17 protein-coding genes are annotated in these 18,931 nt (G+C 39.5%); 11 read left to right on the forward strand and 6 right to left on the reverse strand.

The features are described from left to right. Positions 1-100: 100 nt before the first annotated feature. The gene (locus FTU22_RS09660) at positions 101-1,543 is read left to right on the forward strand and encodes an aldehyde dehydrogenase family protein (RefSeq protein WP_180094191.1); all 1,443 of its coding nucleotides are present in this window, start codon (positions 101-103) and stop codon (positions 1,541-1,543) included. A gap of 76 nt (positions 1,544-1,619) precedes the next feature. Here FTU22_RS09660 and FTU22_RS09665 read toward each other — a convergent pair whose 3' ends face one another. Further along, positions 1,620-2,606 carry a hypothetical protein gene (locus FTU22_RS09665; protein ID WP_180094193.1) on the reverse strand — a complete coding sequence of 329 codons (987 nt, stop codon included), beginning with the start codon at positions 2,604-2,606 and terminating at the stop codon, positions 1,620-1,622. A gap of 38 nt (positions 2,607-2,644) precedes the next feature. On the opposite strand from FTU22_RS09665, the gene FTU22_RS09670 reads away from it, so the two are divergent. Further along, positions 2,645-3,304: an SOS response-associated peptidase family protein gene (locus FTU22_RS09670; RefSeq protein WP_180094195.1), complete on the forward strand. Its 660-nt coding sequence runs from the start codon at positions 2,645-2,647 to the stop codon at positions 3,302-3,304. A gap of 20 nt (positions 3,305-3,324) precedes the next feature. Here the strand turns inward: FTU22_RS09670 and FTU22_RS09675 are convergent, their stop codons facing one another. After that, on the reverse strand, positions 3,325-3,789 hold the full coding sequence (locus tag FTU22_RS09675) for a MarR family winged helix-turn-helix transcriptional regulator (protein ID WP_078193646.1): 465 nt from the start codon (positions 3,787-3,789) through the stop codon (positions 3,325-3,327). A gap of 616 nt (positions 3,790-4,405) precedes the next feature. Between FTU22_RS09675 and FTU22_RS09680 the strand changes: the two genes are divergently transcribed. The 3 genes from FTU22_RS09680 (at position 4,406) to FTU22_RS09690 (ending at position 7,605) form a co-directional block, all read left to right on the forward strand. Next, positions 4,406-5,926, forward strand: a complete 1,521-nt coding sequence (locus tag FTU22_RS09680) for a transporter associated domain-containing protein (RefSeq protein ID WP_078193645.1) — start codon at positions 4,406-4,408, stop codon at positions 5,924-5,926. 379 nt (positions 5,927-6,305) lie between these two features. Then, a complete protein-coding gene (locus tag FTU22_RS09685; RefSeq protein ID WP_180094196.1) occupies positions 6,306-7,034 on the forward strand; it encodes a hypothetical protein in 729 nt (242 codons plus the stop codon). A gap of 19 nt (positions 7,035-7,053) precedes the next feature. Further along, positions 7,054-7,605, forward strand: a complete 552-nt coding sequence (locus tag FTU22_RS09690) for a hypothetical protein (protein ID WP_180023898.1) — start codon at positions 7,054-7,056, stop codon at positions 7,603-7,605. A 97-nt stretch (positions 7,606-7,702) separates the two neighbouring features. Here the strand turns inward: FTU22_RS09690 and thiM are convergent, their stop codons facing one another. The 3 genes from thiM to FTU22_RS09705 form a co-directional block, all read right to left on the reverse strand. Next, a complete protein-coding gene (thiM, locus tag FTU22_RS09695; RefSeq protein WP_180063121.1) occupies positions 7,703-8,572 on the reverse strand; it encodes a hydroxyethylthiazole kinase in 870 nt (289 codons plus the stop codon). 11 nt (positions 8,573-8,583) lie between these two features. Continuing rightward, positions 8,584-9,741, reverse strand: a complete 1,158-nt coding sequence (locus tag FTU22_RS09700; protein WP_180094198.1) for a hypothetical protein — start codon at positions 9,739-9,741, stop codon at positions 8,584-8,586. 148 nt (positions 9,742-9,889) lie between these two features. Beyond that, on the reverse strand, positions 9,890-10,153 hold the full coding sequence (locus FTU22_RS09705) for a hypothetical protein (RefSeq protein WP_111885040.1): 264 nt from the start codon (positions 10,151-10,153) through the stop codon (positions 9,890-9,892). Between the two features lie 495 nt (positions 10,154-10,648). Between FTU22_RS09705 and FTU22_RS09710 the strand changes: the two genes are divergently transcribed. The 6 genes from FTU22_RS09710 (at position 10,649) to FTU22_RS09735 (ending at position 18,012) form a co-directional block, all read left to right on the forward strand. Next, entirely contained in the window at positions 10,649-10,924 is a 276-nt protein-coding gene (locus FTU22_RS09710; protein ID WP_180094200.1) for a hypothetical protein, read from the forward strand. Between the two features lie 353 nt (positions 10,925-11,277). Then, positions 11,278-13,887, forward strand: a complete 2,610-nt coding sequence (pepN, locus tag FTU22_RS09715; protein ID WP_180094202.1) for an aminopeptidase N — start codon at positions 11,278-11,280, stop codon at positions 13,885-13,887. A 331-nt stretch (positions 13,888-14,218) separates the two neighbouring features. Further along, positions 14,219-14,431, forward strand: a complete 213-nt coding sequence (locus tag FTU22_RS09720; protein WP_078193638.1) for a hypothetical protein — start codon at positions 14,219-14,221, stop codon at positions 14,429-14,431. A 226-nt stretch (positions 14,432-14,657) separates the two neighbouring features. Next, on the forward strand, positions 14,658-15,434 hold the full coding sequence (locus tag FTU22_RS09725; protein ID WP_180094204.1) for a Rossmann-like and DUF2520 domain-containing protein: 777 nt from the start codon (positions 14,658-14,660) through the stop codon (positions 15,432-15,434). Positions 15,435-15,496: 62 nt separating this feature from the next. Continuing rightward, on the forward strand, positions 15,497-16,180 hold the full coding sequence (locus tag FTU22_RS09730) for a class I SAM-dependent methyltransferase (RefSeq protein WP_180094206.1): 684 nt from the start codon (positions 15,497-15,499) through the stop codon (positions 16,178-16,180). A gap of 215 nt (positions 16,181-16,395) precedes the next feature. Further along, a complete protein-coding gene (locus tag FTU22_RS09735) occupies positions 16,396-18,012 on the forward strand; it encodes a GMC family oxidoreductase (RefSeq protein ID WP_180094207.1) in 1,617 nt (538 codons plus the stop codon). A gap of 103 nt (positions 18,013-18,115) precedes the next feature. Here FTU22_RS09735 and trmB read toward each other — a convergent pair whose 3' ends face one another. After that, positions 18,116-18,832 carry a tRNA (guanosine(46)-N7)-methyltransferase TrmB gene (gene trmB, locus FTU22_RS09740; RefSeq protein ID WP_078188891.1) on the reverse strand — a complete coding sequence of 239 codons (717 nt, stop codon included), beginning with the start codon at positions 18,830-18,832 and terminating at the stop codon, positions 18,116-18,118. Positions 18,833-18,931 lie beyond the last annotated feature (99 nt).

Here is an 18,931-nt window from a genome sequence, read left to right on the forward strand (position 1 = left end):
GTAAAAGAAATTAATTATAAAGTTTTATCCTGTTTTTCTCATAGCTTTTCAATGCTGAAGCCTTTACATTGGGATGAATGATAAAAATAGGATGGAAGCGATGTCAGCATATACAGCATTAGATTTGCAATATATTGGTGGACAATGGCGAGCAGGGACTTCAACGCGATACATCAAAAATATAAATCCCTTTAGTCAAGCAGAAATTTTTGAATTGCAGGCTGCCAGCAGTGTCGATGTAGACAGTGCTTATAGTGCTGCAGAAGCTGCCTTTAAATCAGAAATAACCAAGTCCATTGAAGTACGTCAGCAAGTTATCAGTAAATTAACTCAAACCATTCAGCAACGAAGAGAAGAGATTATTCAATGGCTGATTGATGAATCTGGTAGTACACGTTTAAAAGCCAATATTGAAGTTGATGCTGCGCTCGGCATTATCCAAGAATCGCTGAGTTTTCCTAAAAAAATGCAAACCGTGGAGCTAGAGAGTAAAGACCCGAGCCGAAAGAGTTTTGTGCTGCGTAAACCATTGGGTGTCATTGCGGTGATTAGCCCGTGGAATTTCCCATTTCATTTGTCGATGCGTTCTGTGGTGACTGCGATTGCTTGCGGCAATAGTGTGGTACTGAAGCCTGCAAGTGACACGCCAGTGACAGGTGGAACGTTACTCGGGAAATTATTTGAAGAAGCGGGTTTGCCGCATGGCGTATTAAATGTTGTTGCAGGCAGCGGCAGTGAAATTGGCGACTATTTTGTGGAGCATCCTGTGCCTAAAATGATTTCATTTACAGGTTCAACTGAAGTGGGTCAGCAGGTCGGGGTGAAAGCACTAGGAAGTTCACGGATTAAGCGTTTAGCGCTGGAACTTGGCGGTAATGCGCCTTTAGTGATTTTAGATGATGCGGATTTAGATTTAGCCGTTGAACTGACCGTGATGGGGCGGTTTTTGCATCAAGGGCAAATCTGCATGAGTACCAATAGAGTGATTGTGGATGAATCCCTACACGATGCTTATGTTGAAAAATTAATTAAAAGGGTAAAAAGCATTGTGGTCGGTGATCCGAATGCTACCGAAACTCTGATAGGGCCTATCATCAATAAGGCGCAAGTCGATAAATTAAAAACCATTATTCAAAATGCTATTCAGCAAGATGCGATTTTAGCCTATGCAGGCGGCATAGAAGGTCAATTGGTTGCACCGCATATTTTCACCCATGTGGATGCGCACGCTGATATTGCATTAGAAGAAAGCTTTGGACCAATTTTGCCAATTTTAAAAGCTCGAGATGAAGCGCATGCACTTGAATTGGCGAATTCATCCCGATTTGGTTTGTCGAGCGCGGTATGTACCTCAAACTTAGCGCGCGGTGGAGAGTTTGCTGCCAAACTCGATATAGGCATGACGCATATCAATGGCATCAGTGTGGCGGATCATTCTAATGCACCCTTTGGCGGTGAACGTAATTCAGGCCTTGGTCGTTTTAATGGTGATTGGATATTTGAGGAATTTACCCGCACCCATTGGCAAACTTTCCCTGCTTAAAATACTCAAAGTGAAGTCTATTTAATCTTGTGCAATAGACTTCACTGCAGGTTCTGTTACGCAGGATATTTTTAGTTTATTTCCATGAAATATCAGGCAGAATATAGTCCCAAAAACGGCTCCAACGTGTTTTGTAATACAGAAAAGCGTCAATATCCTGACTTGAACAGTTATCTTGATAGTACATTTTGTGATTCATCAACAGCATAGGTTTACGCTGCAAGGCCGTCATATACAGCTTGACCTGAACCTTGTAATTGTAGATTGAATAATTAGAAGAAATACTCTCGGTTTTCATTTTTTGGATATTGTGAATATACACATCAAACTTCAAGCCATTTTTGTAATCTGTTGCCTCATGAATTGTTCGATCTGCAATTGGAATAAGCGGATTGTTATCACTAAACGCTAAATATGCGTTATGTATTTTGTTTCCTTGTTGATAATTAAACTGAAGAGCTGAATTTGCAGTAGTGAAATAGGGGAGCGCATCTTGAGGATTGATTTTAAACGTGCCTGTACAATTAGTCCTGACACGGCCTCCATCTGCGTTCATCGTAAACCAGCCAAATTGATCTTCTAATTCTGTCGTGTGTGCTTCATCTACGTCAGGAAAAATCACGCCAAACTGATCTCTTTGTCTTTGCTGATTTTGCATCAAGCGATAACTATTTTGAGCACGTTTTGCAAAACGGATTTCAGGAAACATCTCTGGAGATGTAATTTTAAAGTCAGAGACATTGAATACTTCACCATCAGGCAAGATGACCAATGAAAATTGTTGTTCTTGGGTGTTGGGAAGATTTTTGACCGTAACCCAGTGATTCGAACTGATCATTTGCTGATTGCGTAAATGCTTATACTGAATGCGGTATTTGCCTGCAGGAATCTCGACCTTATTGATTAGGTCTTGTTTAAATGGATATTCGTTGAGATAGAGCGCGTCGAGACTAAAAGGTAGAAATGAAACGGTATGTACAGAGACTTTTGCGGCATGTGCGGTTGAATATAGGCTTGAAATTAGAATTAAAACGATAAAGCGACTTCGGTCCAGATTTTTCATTTATTATAAAGATTGATTTTTTGCGGATTATGGCAAATATGTGTGCTAATTTCAAACCGATTACCTTATCGCAATTAAAGTCTCAAAACTTGCCTGAAATCAGCTTTGAATATCCTGAGGAAGTCTATCCAAATTATGATTTGCCATTACTCTTTAAGTCTGAACAAGGGTTAGAGTGGCGAAAAGTGAATTTTGGCATGGTGCCTAAATGGGCCGCAGACAAATCAATCGCACTTAAAACCTATAATGCTCGAAATGAAACTTTGTATCAAAAGCCTACGTTTATTAATGCGATCTCAAAATGTAAGTTTGGCGTGATACCCGTGTCTGAATTTTATGAGTCAATGTATATCGATAATAAGCCGCAGCGTTGGAGTGTCAAACGCAGAGATGGAGAAGCGTTTTATATTGCTGCCTTATATGACATTTGTAGACAAGGTGATGAGATTGTACGTTCAAGTACCATGATTACGATGGATGCTATTCAGCATGAGATGATGAAGCATTTTCATGAGCCGGGCAATGTAAAACGTTCGGTCATTGTGATTCCGCATGCGCGCTTAGAGGAATGGCTAAGTTGGAAATCACCCAACATCCAAAGTTTTGTACAAGGTTTTCCTGTTGATGAGTTTGAATGTGCGCACGCACCCAAAATAAAAATCGAAAAAATCAGTCCCCAACTGAATATTTTCGATTGATATTTCGGTGATGCAAATGCTTATCGAGCTAAGTTTTTAAAGATATGCTTTAAGCTTTCCATGGTTTTTTCAATTTGTAGCGGTGTTAAGCCTTCAAAAGATTGCTCTAGAACGACATTCGTTAGATCGTTAATCTTCTGCGTCATAGCAGTGCCTTTATCGGTTAACACGACGCGGGTAATACGCGCATCATCTTCACAAGAATAGGTATCTACTAAGCCTTCATCTTTTAAACGATAAACGATCTTGGTTGTCGTCGACATTTTAGATACGACCATTTCAGATAAATCTGAAACACTCGCATGAGGTTTAGACTTGAGTGCGAGCAGGATACGACGACGTGAATTATCAACGCCATACTTTTTTAATGCATGGTCGACGTTTAAAACATATTGTGAATGCACCTGAGTAACCCAGTAGAAAGGAAAATTTTCTAAACTAAAGTCATCGGTGGATGGTAAAAATTTTGAATACTTTTTTGTCATAAAGGAGTCCCCTGAATATTTGTTTTAATTTTATTTAATGTTTTAACATTCTATTGAAAAATAGAGGGTAATAGCAAGAGTTCACAATAAAAAAATAGAAAGTAGAAGATATCTCATTTTTAGATTATCTAAATAGATTATATTGATATTCTGTCTAAATGCTTAACAGAAATTAAAAATAAGGTTAAGTATAGAGATAGTGTAGTGAAAATAAATAAGTTTTTAATTTGAATTGAATATTAATATTTTTTACCAAAAGGTAGAAATAAATAATTCATTAGATTTGTCATACAATTTCATACAACGTATTTAATTACATTTAATTAAAAGTCAGGTGAATTCATACTTTTTTTAAAGTGGAAGAGGAGATGTCAAAAAGTAGGTTTTAACATCTAGATGTGTATTTTATATCGCCCATTCGATTTGTAATACATTCAGCGTTTTTAACATTTTGTCATATTGTTGATGCGAAAAAATATGCTTGAATACATTACAAATGCGCAAGATTATGCATAATGGAATGGTCTCTAGTTACACAGGTTAAATTTATGGATCCGTCGCCGTGCGTTGGTCTGCTTGAAGATATTCTTACAATCCAGAATGAGGAAGAGAGCTAATGGAATTTTTGTTAGATCCCGGAATCTGGGTTGGTTTACTTACATTAATTATTTTAGAAATTGTACTAGGGATTGATAACCTAGTCTTTATTGCCATTTTGGCAGAAAAACTCCCTCCAGAACAACGTGATAAAGCCCGCGTACTTGGTCTTTCACTCGCATTATTTATGCGATTAGGATTGTTATTTGCAATCTCTTGGTTGGTCACATTAACAAAGCCCCTGATTACCGTTTTTGATTGGACATTCTCTGGTCGAGATCTCATATTATTGTTCGGTGGATTGTTCTTAGTCTATAAGGCGGTCACAGAGCTACATGAGAAATTAGAAGGAAAACCAGAAGTTCAAGTGACAACAAAAGTGGCATATGCCAGCTTTACAGCAGTTGTTGCGCAAATTGTTGTCTTAGATGCGGTTTTCTCTTTAGACTCTGTCATTACAGCGATCGGTATGGTCGACAACATTTATGTCATGATGGCAGCAATGATTGTGGCAATGGCAGTGATGTTACTTGCATCTAAACCGCTAACGGCTTTTGTAAACCGACATCCGACCGTCGTGATCCTATGTTTAAGCTTCTTATTACTGATCGGTATTAGTTTGATAGCAGAAGGTTTTGGTTTCCATATTCCGAAAGGCTATATCTACTCAGGTATTGGTGTTGCGATTGTCATCGAAGCCTTTAACCAGTTTAGTCAACGCAATGCTCAAAAACATGAAGCGAAAATTCCATTACGCCATCGTACTGCAGACAGTATTTTAAAACTGATGGGTGGGCGCTTAGAAGCTGATCAAGTCGGTAATCAGGCGCAAGAAACCTTTGCAGACGAAGAGCGTTACATGATTGGGGGGGTGTTGACCCTTGCAGAGCGTTCAGTTGCGTCGATCATGACTCCCCGTAATCAAATTTCTTGGGTGGATTTAAATGACACACCTGAACAAATTCGTGAGCAAGTCCTTTCAGTGCCGCACAGTTTATTCCCTGTGTGTCGTGGTAGCTTGGATAAAGTGATTAGTATTGTCCGCGCGAAAGAACTTATTGATGTTCTAGACAGTGAAGATGATCTAAAAGCATTGATTAAACGTCATCGTCCAATCTTTATTTTCCAAAAGATGAAGGTGATTGATGCGATTAATACCTTGCGTACCTCAAAAGGCTCTTTGGTGCTGGTTACGGATGAGTTTGGGGCGGTACAAGGTCTGATTTCACCACTCGATGTGTTTGAAGCGATTGCTGGTGAATTCCCTGATGCAGATGAACAACTTGATTTGATTAAAATCGATGATGAACATTGGAAAGCTTCAGGCATGCTCGATCTGTATCAGTTAGAACTTGAATTGGAAATGCTGGATTTGATCGAAGAAGATGATGGTTATATCAGTGTTTCAGGTCTTATTTTAGATCAGACCCACGGCAATGTAGAAGTCGGTACTGTGGTTGATTTTAAAGGCATTCAATTTAAAGTCACGGCAATGGATGAAAACCGCATTAAAACGGTTGATATCTATTACCAGGCCTAATGCTCAAATATTAAAAATGACCCTAAGACAGCTTTTCGAAGCTGTCTTTTTTATGACTAGAAAGTATAAGAAATCCTATATAACGAGAGCTGCAATTCACGATGTTAAAACGTATTATATTTACATGATGTAACAGTCAAAAAACGCTGCAACTTTTGAGCTTTTAGAGGGTTAAAGCGGTTCAAAAGTAAAAAATATTGATGGGGTTGATTTTAAAAAAGCATGAGGGTAAATAGCGATTCATTTTTAACTTGGGGTTTTAATCATCATTGATGATCTATGAATAATTTTATTTCATTTAAATATCGCTTCGGAAAACTTTATAACTAGGTACTTTGAAGAAATTCAAAGTTAATCCATTAAAAAAATGGGTGTTGGTATGGCGATCACTGAGAATATCATTGATTTTAGTAAACTCACGATTGAAGAAAAACATGAGTTGTTTCAACGGCTCTGGGAGTTTGATCAATGTATTTTCCCAACTTCTAAGATTGAGCAACTCTATCAATACATGCATGACCCCGATATTGTTGCATTACCAATCATTCAGTATTTTGAGCATGATAAACTGATCGGGCAAAATATTGTGCGTATATTAAAAATTATGCATAACAATCGGCCGATTTTTATTTTTAATTCACGGGCTGGGGTATTGGTTGATTATCGTCGGAAAAACCTGACCTTAAACTCGGCGATTAAAGTGGCAATGCAGCATCAGATTCGATTTCCAGCGATTCCGATGTGGTTTGTGGCTACATTGGCACAACCAAAGGTATATACATTATTTGCCTCGCGCTCTGTTAAGTTTTATCCAAGGCACGGTGTCCCGATGCCCACTGAGTATGCGGATGTTTTAAACAGTTATAAAATCCGTCAGCATGATGTGCAGCATCGGGCTGAGGATATTTTTGTTCATCGTTGTGATTTACCGAAGGTGACGCCTGAGCAATTGGTTCGGCTACGGAAAAAATCTGATGAACATGTTCAATTTTTTATGCAGCACGTGCCAGATTATTTTGATGGCATGGGGTTAATGTGTATTTGTAAATTAAATGTATCAACCATTTTTGAAGCAAGTATGAATCTGGCAGTTGGGCGGGCAGTTTAATGATGGACATGGATGTATTATGCGACAAATGACAATATATCGATTATTCGGTTTCGGTGCGGCAATCTTTTTAACGGCTTGTCAGCCTGCAGAGCAAAAAGTACAAGAGCAATCGCAGAAATGTGTTGCACCGGAAAAACTGGTCAAACAAATTTATGACCAAGAGTTGAAATTACATGCTTTGAGTAAAGATCAACTTGCTGCCTATTTTGAGCCATCGTTAGCGGAACGTATGCAAGCAGAAATTAACTGTAAGCAGTCGCAACAAGTGTGTAATGTGGATTTTGATATATTCACGGATAGCCAAGATCCGCAGCAAGATTCGAAAAAAGGCGTTCAGCCTAAACTGAGTTTTGATGAAAATAAAAACGTTGTTCGTGCTGAGTTTAAAATTGGTGATGAAGCCAAAGTCTTAAATTATGAAATGAGTGATGGCGACTGTTCAAAAATAAAAAATATTGTCTATGCGGGGGACTATGACCTAGACATGATTTTGAGTAATCCAACAGAAACGATCGAAGATTCAGAAATGTTTGATGCCAATGCTGCAAGTGACAGTACGGCACAGTAAATTTTTTTGCATATTAATTAGTACAAAACAGTATGAATCCCTGAACAGCTTGAGTCCTATACTCAAGCTGTTTTTGTTTTCTCAAGGTATCATAGCTTTATAGTGAATAAATTTGCATGTTGGCAAGTTGATTGAAATCATCTTCATTGAGATTATAAATTTCATCTAAAAATGCAACATTAAAACTGCCGACACTTGAGCTAATTTCATAAGCTTTTTGACCCGCAATCGCAAAGTGCAAATGTGCTGCGATCGTGCCAGCAGTTAGCGTTTCACTTACGGCGCAATACGCCGCTGTTAACGCACCTAAAGCGCAGCCAGAAGCCGTCACTTTGGGTTGTAAGTAAGATCCACCATTAATCTGTATCACTGCATTCATTTCTTTCGATAAGATGAAATCTGATTCGCCTGAAATTGCCACACATTCACAGTGTTCTAACAAGGGCACAGCATTTAAATAAATTTCTGCACTATTGAGCGTGCTATCTACACCACGTGATTCTCCTTGGTTACCTGCAAGACCGCTAATTTCTGATGCGTTGCCGCGAATAATACTTGGCTTGTATTGGAGTAATTGGTCAACCATTTCAGATCGCCATGGCAAAACGGGGCCATAACCGACAGGGTCAAGCACCCAAGGTTTATTTAAATTTTGTGCTGTTTGTGCAGCAATTTGCATGGCCTGCATTTGTTCAGACGTTGGCGTACCTAAATTGATATTCAATGCACTGGCAATCGAGGCAAAGCTTTCAGCTTCAAAGGGATTGTCAATCATTGCAGGAGAAGCACCCGCAGCTAAAAGGACATTGGCCACATAATTGCTCGCGACTGCATTGGTGATGATATGCACCAAAGGTTGTTTGGATTGAAGTTCAATCCACGCATTGATGACGCTTTGTAAAAGCGGGCTATTTAAGTCAGTCAATTCACTGTTCATGGTCGTTTCAAAATTTTCAGATTGATTCATCGTTTTCTCCCTTAGCGGGTGAAGTAATGGTCTTGATGTTTACAATTACGGCAGAACAGGGTCACATAATCTGCGGCATCATAATCGACAGAGAGTTCTTGTGAACCACAGTACATGCAACGCTTTGTGGAATAAAAATTTAAGCGAGGTTCGATTTTTTTCCAAGCATGGCGTATTGGTTGCACAAAGATACTTTCATCGAGTCCTAAAAAGTTAAAGAGCAAAATTTCACTCATTTTACTAAAGGGGAGTTGTGGCGGACGAGGGAGGGTAAAGGTTTCCCATTTTTCCTGTAAGCCACGTTCACGGTATTGCTGTAAGGTCTTTTTCAACAGATTGGTGTTAATGAAATTTTCATTACGAACTTGCAGGGCTTTTTGTTTATGTAGGTATTCGAGTGCTGACTGAATCATATAGTAAATCTGCCCAACCGCTAGATGGTCGAGTAGGCGATAACAGAACACTTGAAAGCTTTTATTTCCTGCAATTTGAATACCCCATGTCTTACAATAAAACTGCATGAATTGCACAATTTCTTGAAACAGTAGGAGATACAAACACTCTTTCACTTCGTCAGCACTTTTAAAGGGAACACCCAAGGCTAAATTTTCATAAAACCAATGACGGAGTTGCTGCGCTACGCTAAAAAGACTGGGCTCCGAATAGCCATCCAGACGGACATTGACATAATACTGTTCAGCTTGTAGCGCATCATCTTTCACAATCAAAATTTGCTCATGCACGAGATGCTTTTTGAGTGATTGTTGGAAGAAATAATTCGGGCTGATGTTGTGGTATTTAATAGCGTCCCAGTCGATAAATTCTTGATGTGCCATATGTTCTTGGACGTGATTATCCAATAAAGCCAGCAAAAAGAGTTTCTGTAAAAAACTCAGTTCACTTAATTCACGTTCAACGATATCTTTATTTTTGAGTTTACGCTGTTCTTGTAAGCGGGTTTCTTTCAGTAGTTTTTTTCGCGCGGCCTGACAGTTTTCACAATGGCAGTTGTATTGCTGTTCTGGAAATATTTGATGATGACAGTGGCTACACTGATAAAAATTAAATTCTTGCTCATCTAATTTTTCAGCATCTACCCAATACATAGATGCACGACACAACGGGCATTGCGTACTTTCATCCATTTGTTTGCGTAGAATATTGAACATGTTGCCAGCGTTTCTTGAAAGGTTAAATTGATTATACACATCTCTGTTTAAAGACGGGTTTGCAATTTCAGTTGCGGCAGCTCAGGCGATATGTCGACAAATAAAAAAACTGCATAGTGATGATGCAGCTTTTAGTCAGAATGGATTATTAATAGGCGGCTGGGCATGGGATCGATTCGTCCTCCTCTCCAACTTGTTTGGCTTGTATTAAGGCTTGCACTTTTTTAGACGCGACTTTTTTAGTGCCTAATGCACTATATGAGTTAAGTAATGAACTGACCTCAAAGGCTTTGAGTGGAATCCCTTCGCAAGTCATAAACATTGCAATTACTTGATGGTCGATATTTGCAGCATCAAGCGCTTGCAGGGTCTTCATATTTTCAATACGGATGATGTGTTCTTTAATAAACATAATGCACCTCTTTTTGTTTTAGCCTGATGATTTTGCTTTTGGCAATTAAGTAGATGCAAAACGCATGCTCAAATGTTTTGAGTAGACATTTTAAAGCAGATAAACTTTATAATTATTTACTAAGATATTGAAAATAAATTATTAATTTAAAAGTAACAAAATAATATTGATGTGTATGGCTATGTCTAATGAATTCTCAAAATGCTTAAACTGTTGAAAAAGAAACATCTTGGTGCATGGTTTAAACAGAAGTATGCAATCAAATACAAATTAGAAGATTGATATGAATTACGTACTAAGGTGCTTTTTGGAAGGAATCACCTAAGCGATTGGATTTGAAAAGTATATTTGTATATATTGAGCTTATAATTTTTAATGATCTAGGCTTCTAGGATTGAAACCAAGCGGAATCTACTGAACTTGATACACAGCATGATTCAGCTGGATTTCTAAAGGTTTTGATCTTTTTTTATCCTTTCTTTGTATGGAATACATATGTCAGACGCACTTAAAAACAGCAATATCACCCGTATGCAATTATATAAGCAGCCACAGGGTACGGTTGGTGCGCTGATTATTGGGCATGATCAAACTTTAGAAAAGACGATCGAGTTATTGGGCCTGGCGCAGCAACATCAAGTATCTAAAATTTATGTGGCGGGTGCGACGGAAGAAATTCAGCAATTCCTCACCTCAAAAGTCACGGTATTTCAATTTTACTTTGCTGCAGACTATGACAGCGCGCTCGATTTAATTTTCGAAAATCAATAATCCTCTAAGTCTTAAGCAGGTAAGTTTGAGCGCAATAATTTGAACGTACAGATGGATTAAGCACCTGTACTTTCTCTTTCTAGTATATAGGCGCTTTATTTATTTTAGGTAGATAAAAAATTTGCACATTGTTATAGCTGTACTCAACTCAGGCATTTATTTTGCTGAAACATGGCGAAAATATGTGCCAGCCTTTAAATTATTCAATAAAGATGATTGAAAACAACATGCGCTGAGCCCATATATAAATCATTGTAAATGCGAAGACAGCTTATGCATCTTGTCGTATGATCAAGTCATTCACAATGTGTTCAAAAAGCTGATGAAGCAATAACTAAGGAATAGGACGAGATATGAATATTGCGGCAAATCCAGTGGTCGAAGCAGACCAAACTGTTTATTTAAAAGATTATCAAAAACCATCATTTGTCGTAGAAAGTATCGATCTAGATATTCAAGTCTTTGATAAGCATACCAATGTAAATGCAAAATTAGTGATGCAGCGTCAAACGGCTGGGGATTTGGTGTTATTGGGTCGTGATTTGGAACTCAAATCAATTCGCTTAAATGGTCAAGTTTTGCCAGCAGATGCCTATGTTGTAGATGCAGAACAACTGGTAATTTCAAATGCACCTGACCAAGCTGTCATTGAAACCGAAGTCGTGATTCATCCTGAAAGCAATACTCAACTTGAAGGTTTATACCAAGCGGCAGGCGATTTATTCGTTACCCAAAACGAGCCTGAAGGCTTCCGTAAAATTACCTATTATCCTGACCGTCCTGATGTGCTATCGGTATTTACCACACGTGTCGAAGCGGATAAAAAATTCCCTGTATTACTTGCCAATGGTAATTTGATTGAAGCGGGTGAAACCGGTGAAGGTCGTCATTATACCGTTTGGCAAGATCCAACCAAAAAACCATCGTATCTATTTGCTTGTGTGATTGGTGATTTGGCAGTACTTAAAGACACTTATGTGACGTCTGAAGGTCGTAATGTTGCTTTAGAAATCTATGCAGAAGAAAAAGACATTCCAAAATGTCATATTGCCATGGAAGCTTTAAAACATTCGATGCGTTGGGACGAAGAACATTATGGTCGTCCTTATGATTTAGACAATTATATGATCGTGGCAACCAGTGCATTTAATATGGGTGCAATGGAAAACAAAGGCTTGAATATTTTCAACACCTCTTGTGTGCTTGCTGATGAAGAATACACCACTGATGCTGCGATCATGCGCGTTCAGTCTGTGATTGCACATGAATACTTCCATAACTGGACGGGTAACCGTATTACCTGTCGTGATTGGTTCCAACTCTGCTTAAAAGAAGGTTTGACAGTATTCCGTGATCAGTCGTTCTCAGAAGATTTACAATCTGCTGCGGTACAACGTATCGATGACGTTGCAGTGTTAAAAGCACATCAGTTCCCAGAAGATTCAGGCCCGCTTTCACATCCACCGCGTCCAGATCATTTTGTTGAAATTAATAACTTCTATACCGCAACAGTGTATGAAAAAGGTGCGGAAATCAACCGCATGATGGCGACATTGCTAGGCAAAGAAAAATTCCGCGCAGGTACAGACGAATATTTCAAACGCCATGATGGTCAAGCCGTGACTGTTGAAGATTGGGTAGCAGCACTAACAGCGGGATCAGGTGTAGATTTATCGAATTTCTTGATTTGGTATAACCAACCGGGCACACCAAAACTTGAAGCAAAAGGTGAGTACGATGCTGCAAATCAAACCTATACTTTAAGCTTGAAACAAAGCTTAAAAGCGCATCCGAAATATCCAAATTTAAAAGCAGTGCCTATTCCTGTGGCTTTGGCATTGTTTGATGCGACGAGTGGTGAACAGTTACTTCTCAGCTCAGATGCATTGGTTGAAAATGGCATCAAAGATGGCGTGTATTTATTTGATACCGATACTGCAACCATTACATTTAGCGGTGTAAAAACCCAGCCTGTTGTGTCTTTACTGCGTAATTTCTCTGCACCTGTTAATCTTGAATTTAACTATTCAGATGAAGAGCTTGCTTTCCTGATGCAGTACGAGCCGAATGGTTTTAACCAATGGCAAGCCAGCCAAACCTTGTTAGAACGTATTTTGTTAAATGGCCATGATGCTGACATCTATGTCCAAGCTATACAAAATACATTACCAGCATTGGTTGAGCGTGATCCATTACTTGCTTCACGTTTATTCGATGTACCGACAGAGGGTTATTTAGGTAGCCGTATTGATACCGACTACAGTCCTGCCCAAGTGCAAGAACAGCGTGAAGCACTGTTAAGTCGTGTGGCACGTGAGCTAGGTTCATTCTTTAAAGAGACTTATGCAACTTTAGACCCAGATGCGCAGAAAGAGTTTTCACAAGCTATGGGTGTTCGTGCATTGAAAAACATTATGTTGAGCATGATGGCACGTCAAGGCGATGCCTCTGTATTTGAATTGGCTTATGAACAATTCAGCTCAACAGGCAATATGTCTGAACGCCTTGGTGCTTTAAAAGTATTGGTTTGGAATGATGCACCACAAGCACAGCAAGCTTTAGAAACCTTCTATACACGCTTTAAAAATGAAGCTTTGTCGATGGACCAATGGTTTATGTTGCAAGCGGCACATCCGAAAGCAACTGCGGAAACCATTAAGGCACTGACTGCTCATCCTGATTATGACTTGAAAGTGCCGAACCGTATTCGTGCGGTTACTGGTGGCTTAAATAGCAATCCTGTCAACACTTGGAGCTTTGGTGTGCAGCATATTGTTGAATTAGCAAAATTCCTCGATGAGAAAAATCCAATTGTCGGTTCACGGTTACTGCAAATTTTGTCCCGTTGGTACACGTTGGCAGAGCCGCAGCGTAGTGAAGTTAAAGCCGAACTTGAAGCGCTTAAACCTGTCGTGAAATCGAAGAATGTATCAGAAACCTTAAATAGCATGTTAAGTGTTTAATCATTCAACCTCTCTGTACGATTGATTTGAGTTAAATCAGTCGTACTGAAATGAGCCTGTTGCCATGGCTATGGCAGCAGGCTTTTTTTATATCCAGTCTTTTTATCCAATCTTTAGCTAGAATTGAAAATCAATCATGTTTAGATGGCTGAAACTCAAAAATTTTCTCTGAGTATTTATTTAAATTGCATAATAATTGCAACATAAATCACATAATGGCGCTACAATAAAATAGGTCTAACACATGAATGACTGTATGCGGTAAGGCATCCAAGTTCATGAATGTTTAGATTTTTTATCTATTTCATTGTGCAAGATTTTGAGGCGGGTCATGTTAGTTAAGGTTGATGAAGGTTTTTATTTAAACTCACATCATATTATTGCAATTCGGATTAATAGAGATTTGCTTGATACCTTTGTTGTGTCGGTAGAATACACGCCCAATAGTGTGCAAAACACAGGTGTATTTGAAAAGAAATTCAATGCGCGCCGCGATGCAGAACAATACCTACAGACTCTGAATCAAATCATTGGTAAATCGTAAAAGCTAAAGTGTATATCGTGGATATTGTCTAGATTGAAATGGGCAAGATACGAATCAGACTCAGATTGACGTCTAGCTAAAGGGATGAAGTGCATCCCTTTTTTGTGCTTATCTGAGCGAAATTGATGGGAAGTATTGAAAATAAATCATTCTATCAATACGACTCGATTTGCACGTCCGATATTTTCCTGACATGCTGTAGCCATCCAAAATGAGTTAAATTTATATGAGAATCAGTATTGTGGGTGCAGGTCGTGTTGCACATCATTTGCTCAATGTGCTTCATCCACAACATCACATTGTGCAAATTTATGCACGAAATCTTGAAAAGGCAGAAAAACTTGCAGCAAGTGTAGGTGCAGAAGCCATTCATAGCCCAAGTGAGTTGAATGCTGAGATTGATCTATTGATCATAGCGGTGAGCGACCAGTCGATTGCAACCGTTATTCAGCAAGTCAAAGCCTATCTGCCACAAGTTCTGATTGTGCATACGTCAGGTAGCACCAATATCACAGTACTGACCCAGCAGCATTCGCGAGCAGGGGTGTTTTATCCTTTACAAACTTTTAGTTTAGATCGAGATGTGGACTGGACGTCGACACCGATCTTTGTAGAAGCGGCAGATCCTACAGATTTGACGACACTTACAGATTTAGCAAACAGCATTAGCCAAAGGGTTTATCAATATGATTCGGCACAGCGCTTGAGTTTGCATCTCGCTGCGGTGTTTGCCTGTAATTTTAGTAATTATTGTTATGACATGGCAAAGCAGATTGTCGATGCAAAACACGTCGATTTTAGCTTACTTTATCCTTTGATTTTAGAGACAGCCAATAAAGCTACTCAGGCTGAACCACGTAACATGCAAACAGGTCCTGCCATGCGTGGGGATCAAAATATCATGCAAATGCACGCCCATATGCTTGAGCAAGCTGATCAAGTCGATCTGAAAGCGGTCTATGAAATGCTGAGTCAGCAGATTCTTGGGCATCATCAGAAATAAACAATCCATATAGAATAATGAATATTTATTAGCTTAGACATACATGTCAAACAGGATTTTACATGGCAAAAGATTTTAATAGTCCGCAAGTGGTCGAAAGTTATGATGCACATATACGAAAATTAATTCCCGGCTATGAACTTGTCCATCAACAGATTCAGGCGGTGTTGAATTGCCATGTCGCTGAAGATGCCCATGTACTGATCATTGGATGTGGGACGGGCTATGAATTGGGTTATCTCATGGACTTGAATCCAACATGGTCATTTACCGTTACAGAATTGTCTGAAAATATGCTGAATCAAACACGGCAACGCGTTGAAGCCGCTGGACAGTTGCATCGCGTCAATTTTGTTTTGGGCAGTCATACTGCTTTTGAGGAAGTAAGTTGTTTTGATGCGGTGCTGAATATCTTGGTGACACATTTCATTGCGTTGTCAGAGAAAACGAATTTTTTAGCAAAAGCATTTGAACTGCTTAAACCGCAGGGCATTTTTTTAAGTTTTGACTTGATGCAAACTCATTCGAATTTTGAGCAGCGTGTCCTGCCTGAATTTTGCCAAATGCAAGGTTTATCTGCTGCGCAAGCGACAAAAATGATGCAGCGTTTAGAAGATGATTTTGAACTGATTAGCCAGCAGCACTATCAAAGCTTACTGACGGAAATAGGCTTTGATCAAATTTATTGTTTCAGTCAAATCTTTAGCTATGCAGCTTACAGTGCATTTAAAAAGGCTATGGATTAAAAGAATAAAGACCAAGTTTGAGTGTATTAAGTTTATCGATCATTTTCACCGATATAGTTACTACGTTGCATGAGTGAAACTTGCATCAAAATTTTGATCAATAGTCTCATTTTTCTTGCTCGGTATGGCGCTCATTATTTTAAGAAAGAAACTTTTTCTGTCAGCGTTAAATCCATTATTGTGCATTTATAAAAATAATCAATTGGATGAAAATAATGTCAAAAATGGAATTTGATTACATTGTGATTGGTGGTGGAAGTGCGGGGTGCGTACTTGCTGCACGACTCAGCGAAGATCCGAATATATCTGTGTGCTTACTAGAAGTAGGCGGGCAAGGTGATCAGTGGACGGTCAATATTCCAGCTGCATGCGTGGTGAGCTTGCCGACCAAGATCAATAATTGGGCCTTTGAAACTGTGCCTCAAGCTGGCTTGAATGGTCGTAAAGGCTATCAACCGCGTGGAAAATGCCTAGGCGGTTCATCCAGTATTAATGCCATGATTTATATTCGTGGACATAAAAATGACTATGATCAATGGGCGGCACAGGGAAATACTGGCTGGTCATACGACGAGGTCTTGCCCTATTTTATTCGCTCGGAAAATAACAACCGAATACACAATGAATTTCACGGTAATGACGGCCCTCTTTCCGTGACAGATGTGCAAAGCGATAATATTTTCCATCAACGCTATACCGAAGCGGCTCGTGCACAAGGCCATAAATTTCTCGATGATTTTAATGGCGCAGAACAAGAAGGCTTAGGGGTTTATCAGGTAACACATATCAATGGAGAGCGTTGTAGTGTGGCGCGTGCTTATTTGTTTCCGCATTTAAACCGACCAAATTTAACGGTATTGACCAAAGCCACAACACATAAAATCATTATAGAAGATAAAGTGGCCACAGGTGTTGAAGTCCAACATGCAGGGCAAATGAAACACTTAAAAGCCAGACGGGAGGTTTTACTCAGTGCCGGAGAGATGCAGTCACCGCAGATTTTAATGTTGTCTGGAGTAGGCGACCAGAGCGAACTCCAAGCGCATGGCATTGAAGTGAAACACCATTTACCGGGTGTAGGAAAGAACTTCCACGACCATCCCGATTTCATTTTTGGTTATAAAGTCAAAGAATACCAGGGCACATTTGGGGTGTCCTTACCCGGCTCAATTGATATGTTCAAGCAGATCAGTCGCTATCGTAAGAAACGGCGGGGTATGATTGCTTCAAATTTTGCAGAATGCGGTGGTTTTCTAAAGTCTTCACCCGATTTAGCCATTCCAAATTTGCAATTACACTTTGTCGTGGCGTTAGTAGATGACCATGCACGGAAATTTCATGCAAGCCATGGTTTATCGTGTCATGTGTGTCTGCTCAATCCAAGAAGCCGCGGCACGATCAAACTAAGTGGTTCTAGTGTCAATGATCCATTATTGATTGATCCAAACTTTTTAGGGGATGAACAGGATTTAGAAGATTTGGTACAAGGCTTTAAATTGACGCAACAATTGATGATGTCACCGTCTCTATCGAACCATTATCAGCAAGATTTGTTTACCTCACTGGTCAAAACCGATGATGACATACGTGCAATCTTACGTCAGCGTGTGGATACGGTTTATCACCCTGTCGGTAGTTGTAAGATGGGCGTAGATGAAATGTCTGTGGTTGACCCTGAATTGAAAGTCTACGGGATTCAAAACCTTCGTGTCGTCGATGCATCTATCATGCCTTCTGTGGTGAATGGCAATACCAACGCGCCGACAGTGATGATTGCTGAAAAAGCCGTGGATATGATTCGACAAAGTCAGCTCCAAGCGCAAGTAGCTTAGTGGTTATTCGTTTTATATGATTTGATACAACACAGATAAATCTTAGATCAAAAACAGCAATAAAAAACCACCGCTAACGGTGGTTTTTTGCTTTATTCCAAAGTTAGTTTACTTTTTTGAAGATGAAGTCATTAATTTTATGGCCTGCTTCAATTCCGCGACGTTCAAACTTAGTTTGCGGACGCCAGTCTGGACGAGGGTAGCTATTGCCTTTACCTGCAAGGTTTTCAAGACGTGGACGTTCTTCAAGCACTTCGATCATCCATTCAGCATACGGTTCCCAGTCAGTTGCTGAATGGAATGTACCGCCGATTTCTAATTTTTCTTCAACCAATGGCATACGGTCATGAGATACAAAACGACGTTTGAAATGACGTTTCTTCTGCCATGGATCTGGGAAGTATAATTGCACAGTGTTAATACTGTTGTCTGGCATTTCACGTAGCACTTGGATGGCATCAGCATCCAATACTCGAAGGTTAGTTAAACCTGCAAGACCGGCTTCATACACACATTGAGCGATACCCGGAACATGTACTTCAATACCGACAAAGTTACGTTCAGGGTTTGCTTTTGCCATTAGTACCAAAGAACGCCCCATACCAAAACCGATCTCAACAGTTAATGGACGTTCAGGGTGTTCAAAATGCTGACGCAAATCCCCAACAGGATATTCCAAAATTAGATGACCATATTGTTCCAGCGCAGTACGTTGCGAAGTATTAAGTGGCGCAGAGCGGCGCATAAACGTCACGATTTCACGGTGTTCGTTCAGGTTATCCAGATCTACTGCGTGCTGGTCTAATTGATCGTTCGACATAACTTTGGCAAATGTAAAAAATTCGAATGCCGTATTTTAAGTCCTGAGATACACAAGTCAAATTTTTACCGTGAATAAATCCGCTTTTTGCTCAATCTT

Origin of the sequence: Acinetobacter sp. YH12076 (assembly GCF_013419525.1) — a bacterium.
Classification (GTDB): domain Bacteria; phylum Pseudomonadota; class Gammaproteobacteria; order Pseudomonadales; family Moraxellaceae; genus Acinetobacter; species Acinetobacter amyesii.

Coding starts and splice junctions, on each gene's coding strand:
- FTU22_RS09675 (WP_078193646.1), bottom strand. CDS start 3,789: ATGACAAAAAAGTATTCAAAATTTTTACCATCCACCGATGACTTTAGT.
- FTU22_RS09670 (WP_180094195.1), top strand. CDS start 2,645: ATGTGTGCTAATTTCAAACCGATTACCTTATCGCAATTAAAGTCTCAA.
- FTU22_RS09705 (WP_111885040.1), bottom strand. CDS start 10,153: ATGTTTATTAAAGAACACATCATCCGTATTGAAAATATGAAGACCCTG.
- FTU22_RS09730 (WP_180094206.1), top strand. CDS start 15,497: ATGGCAAAAGATTTTAATAGTCCGCAAGTGGTCGAAAGTTATGATGCA.
- FTU22_RS09700 (WP_180094198.1), bottom strand. CDS start 9,741: ATGTTCAATATTCTACGCAAACAAATGGATGAAAGTACGCAATGCCCG.
- FTU22_RS09720 (WP_078193638.1), top strand. CDS start 14,219: ATGTTAGTTAAGGTTGATGAAGGTTTTTATTTAAACTCACATCATATT.
- pepN (WP_180094202.1), top strand. CDS start 11,278: ATGAATATTGCGGCAAATCCAGTGGTCGAAGCAGACCAAACTGTTTAT.
- thiM (WP_180063121.1), bottom strand. CDS start 8,572: ATGAATCAATCTGAAAATTTTGAAACGACCATGAACAGTGAATTGACT.
- trmB (WP_078188891.1), bottom strand. CDS start 18,832: ATGTCGAACGATCAATTAGACCAGCACGCAGTAGATCTGGATAACCTG.
- FTU22_RS09735 (WP_180094207.1), top strand. CDS start 16,396: ATGTCAAAAATGGAATTTGATTACATTGTGATTGGTGGTGGAAGTGCG.
- FTU22_RS09680 (WP_078193645.1), top strand. CDS start 4,406: ATGGAATTTTTGTTAGATCCCGGAATCTGGGTTGGTTTACTTACATTA.
- FTU22_RS09690 (WP_180023898.1), top strand. CDS start 7,054: ATGCGACAAATGACAATATATCGATTATTCGGTTTCGGTGCGGCAATC.
- FTU22_RS09660 (WP_180094191.1), top strand. CDS start 101: ATGTCAGCATATACAGCATTAGATTTGCAATATATTGGTGGACAATGG.
- FTU22_RS09685 (WP_180094196.1), top strand. CDS start 6,306: ATGGCGATCACTGAGAATATCATTGATTTTAGTAAACTCACGATTGAA.
- FTU22_RS09710 (WP_180094200.1), top strand. CDS start 10,649: ATGTCAGACGCACTTAAAAACAGCAATATCACCCGTATGCAATTATAT.
- FTU22_RS09725 (WP_180094204.1), top strand. CDS start 14,658: ATGAGAATCAGTATTGTGGGTGCAGGTCGTGTTGCACATCATTTGCTC.
- FTU22_RS09665 (WP_180094193.1), bottom strand. CDS start 2,606: ATGAAAAATCTGGACCGAAGTCGCTTTATCGTTTTAATTCTAATTTCA.